Origin of the sequence: Streptomyces sp. WAC05292 (assembly GCF_003949955.1) — a bacterium.
GTDB lineage: Bacteria > Actinomycetota > Actinomycetes > Streptomycetales > Streptomycetaceae > Streptomyces > Streptomyces globosus.
This window is the reverse complement of record NZ_RPSE01000503.1, coordinates 1-3,688: the sequence shown is the minus strand read 5'-3', so window position 1 is coordinate 3,688 and position 3,688 is coordinate 1. Positions and strand designations below refer to the sequence as shown.

General features: G+C 74.4%; 2 protein-coding genes and 1 pseudogene. All 3 read left to right on the top strand.

The features are described from left to right. Positions 1-365: pseudogene (locus EF903_RS30070) on the top strand (NADH-quinone oxidoreductase subunit L); the annotation flags it as partial. A 14-nt stretch (positions 366-379) separates the two neighbouring features. Continuing rightward, on the top strand, positions 380-1,972 hold the full coding sequence (locus EF903_RS30065) for a NuoM family protein (protein ID WP_125548156.1): 1,593 nt from the start codon (positions 380-382) through the stop codon (positions 1,970-1,972). Continuing rightward, positions 1,969-3,549, top strand: coding sequence for an NADH-quinone oxidoreductase subunit N (locus EF903_RS30060; protein ID WP_125548155.1), 1,581 nt, complete (start codon positions 1,969-1,971; stop codon positions 3,547-3,549). The genes EF903_RS30065 and EF903_RS30060 overlap by 4 nt, the downstream gene beginning before the upstream one ends. Positions 3,550-3,688: the final 139 nt, after the last annotated feature.

The following is a 3,688-nucleotide window of genomic DNA, read 5'->3' as shown; positions in this document are numbered from 1 at the left end:
CCCCCGAGGTCGCCGAAGTCACCCACGACCACCCCGCGGTCCCGGCCGGCCCCGCCCCCGACCCGGGCCGCGCCCTGCTCGGACCGCTCTACCGGCACGCCGCCGCCGGCTTCCACCTCGACGCCGTCTACAACCGGCTGTTCGTCCGGCCCGTCCGCGCCGCCGCCGGCCTCGTCCGCTTCCTGGACCGCGAGGTCGTCGACACGTACATCGGCGGGGCCGGCGCCGGGACCCGGCTGCTCGGCAGCCTCGTCCGCCGCGCCCAGACCGGCAACGTGCAGAGCTACCTGAGCGCCCTGTTCGCCGGCGCCGTGGTCCTGGCGATCGCCACCGCCGTCCTCGCCAACCTCAACGCCGGATCGTGAGCCGTGAGTCAGCCGTGATCGATATCAGCCCGTCCGTGATGCAGTTCCTCCTGGCGTTCGCCGTCGCCGCACCCCTCCTCGGTGCCGCCGCGGCCCTGCTGCCGCCCCCGCCCGGCCTCAAGGGCAGGAACCCCGAACAGGCCGTGCTCCGCCACGGCGTGACCGTCACCGGCGCCGTCCTCGCCGCGGTCCTCGCCCTGGCCGCCGGCTTCGACCACGACCAGCCCTCCCGCTTCCAGGCGACCACGGACATCAGCTGGATCCCCGCCCTGAACGTCCGGATCCACCTCGGTGTCGACGGCATCTCGCTCCCCCTCCTCGTGATGACCGCGCTGCTGTTCTTCCTCTGCGCGCTCTACAGCTACTTCAAGCTCCCCGCCGGCCCGTCCGCGAAGGCCTTCACCGCACTCCTGCTCGTCCTGGAGACCGGCACCCTCGCCACCTTCGCCGTCCTCGACCTGATGCTGTTCTTCCTCGCCTTCGAGACGGTCCTCATCCCCATGTACTTCCTCATCGCCCGCTGGGGCGGCGACCGGCGGCAGGCCGCCGCCTGGAAGTTCATCCTGTACACGCTCCTCGGCTCCGTCGTGATGCTGCTCGGCCTGCTCCTCCTCGGCCTGCACGCCGGCACGTTCGACATGACCGCGCTCGCCGCCGACGGCGGCCGCGGACTGACCGCCACCACCCAGCTGCTGGCCGTCCTCGCCATCGGCGCCGGCCTCGCCGTGAAGACCCCGATGTGGCCGCTGCACAGCTGGCTGCCCGACGCCCACACCGCCGCCCCCACCGTCGGCTCCGTCCTCCTGGCCGGGGTCCTGCTGAAGATGGGCACCTACGGGTTCGTCCGCATCCTGCTGCCCGCCACCCCCGACGGCATGGCGGCCGTCGCCCCGTACCTGGGCGCCTTCGGCGCCGTCGGCATCCTCTACGGATCCCTCGCCTGCCTGTGGCTGGCCCGCAAGGGCAACAAGGGCGACCTGAAGCGGCTCATCGCGTACTCCTCCGTCGGCCACATGGGCTTCGTCCTCCTCGGCATCGCATCCATGACCCCGACCGGTGTGAACGGCGCGCTGTTCGCCAACATCGCCCACGGCCTCATCACCGGCCTTCTCTTCTTTCTTGTCGGTTCTCTCAAAGAGCGTTACAACACCGCCGACCTCGACACGCTCGCCGGCGCCACCGGAGCCGCCCTCTACGGCCGCGCCCCCCGCCTCGGCGCGCTCCTCGCCTTCGCCGCGGTCGCCTCGCTCGGCCTGCCCGGACTCGCCGGGTTCTGGGGCGAGATGCTCGCCCTGTTCGGCGCGTTCGACCCGGCCGAGGGCCTGTCCCGCCCCGCCTTCCTCACCTGGACCGCGATGGGCGCGTTCGGCACCCTCCTCACCGCCGCCTACCTGCTGGTCGTCGTCCGGCGCGTCTGCATGGGCGACCCCGCGGCGCAGCCGGCCGGCCCCGGCGGCCCCGCCGCCCTCGCCGACGTCCGCGGCTACGAGTTCGCCGCCTGGACGCCCCTCGTCGCCCTCACCGTCCTCGCCGGCCTGTGGCCCGCGGTCCTCCTCGGCCTCACCGACCCGGCCGTCCAGAAGCTCCTCGCAGGAGGCAAAGCATGACGGCCCTGCACGCGGCCACCACCACCGGCGGCGCCGCCACCGCCACCGCCGCCACGACCGCCGCCGAACCCGCGGCCGGCCTGGTCCAGAGCATCGACTGGCTCGCCATCGCCCCCGTCGTCGTCCCGGCCGCCGTCGCCCTCGTCGTCCTCGTCGCCGACCTGTTCGCGACCGAGCGGACGAAGCGGCTCCTCGGCTGGCTCTCCATCGCCGGCCTCGCCGCCGCCACCGCCCTCCTGCTCCCGCTGCGCGCCGGCGACCGCAGCACCTTCTGCCTGACCGGCGACCCCGGCGCGTGCAGCTACACCGCCGACCACTTCACCCTCGTCATCCAGTTCCTGGTGCTGGCCGGCGCCCTCGTCACCGCCCTGCTGTCCGTCACCGCGGTCCGCGAAGCCCGCATGCCGGACGGCGAATACTGGTTCCTGCTGCTCTCCTCCGCCGCCGGCGCCGCCCTCCTGCCCGCCTCCCGCGACCTCGCCACCCTGATCGTCGCCCTGGAGGTCGCCTCCCTGCCCGCCTTCGCCCTCGTCGGCATGCGGCGCGGCGACCGGCTGTCCTCCGAGGCGGCCCTGAAGTTCTTCCTCTCCTCCGTCACCGCCACGGCCGTCTCCCTCTTCGGAATCAGCCTCGTCTACGCGGCCACCGGCTCCCTCCACCTGGAACAGGTCGCCGACCGGCTGGACCACGTCCCCGGGCAGCTCGACACCCTCGCGATGGCCGGCGTCGCGCTCACCCTCGTCGGGTTCGCCTTCAAGACGGCGGCCGTCCCCTTCCACTTCTGGGTGCCGGACACCTACGTCGGCGCGCCCCTGCCGATCGCCGGATACCTCTCCGTGATCGGCAAGGCCGTCGGCTTCACCGGCCTCATCCTCGTCACCGTCATCGCCTTCCCCGCGTACTCCGACATCTGGGGCCCGGCCCTCGCCGTCCTCGCCGCGCTCACCATGACCTTCGGCAACGCCGCCGCCGTCCGACAGGACCCCGCCCGCGCCCACAGCGCGGTACGGCTGCTCGCCTGGTCCTCCGTCGGCCAGGCCGGCTACCTCCTCGTGCCGATCGCCGCCGCCGCGTACTCCGGCCGCGACGAGATCGGCGCCACCGTCGCCTACGCGCTCATGTACGCCGCCGCGAACCTCGGCGCGTTCGCCGTGGCCGCGCTCGTCGCCCGCACCAAGCCGCTGCACCGCATCGCCGACTACCGCGGCCTCTACGCGGAGCGGCCCGCCGCCGCCCTCGCGCTCGCGTTCTTCCTGCTCTGCCTGGCCGGCCTGCCGCCGGGCATCATCGGGCTGTTCGCGAAGGTCGCCGTCTTCGGCTCCGCGGTCGACGCGGGACTGGGCTGGCTCGCCGTCGTGATGGCCGCCAACGTCGTCATCGCCCTGTACTACTACCTGCGCTGGACCGCCCTCCTCTTCCGGGCCCCGGAAGGCGCCGCGGGGGCGGTCGGCGCGCGCGGCCGGGCCCCGTGGCCCGTCACCGCCGCGATCGCCGCCACCGCCGTCGTCTCGGTCGTCCTCTCGGGCGCCCCGCAGGCCGTCCTCCGCTTCGCCTCGGGGGCCCTCTTCCCGCACTGACCGGCGGTCCCTCACCGGCACCCGAGCGCCCCCGGCCCCGCCGCGCCCCGCCACGGGCTCACCCGGACGGAGCAGCGCCCGCGCCGTACGCCCGCCCCCGCCCCGGCCCGGCCGCGGGGGCGGGCGTACGGCGCGGGCG

Bases quoted from the DNA above. Each gene is read 5' to 3' on its own strand.
- EF903_RS30060 (WP_125548155.1), top strand. From the start codon at position 1,969: ATGACGGCCCTGCACGCGGCCACCACCACCGGCGGCGCCGCCACCGCC.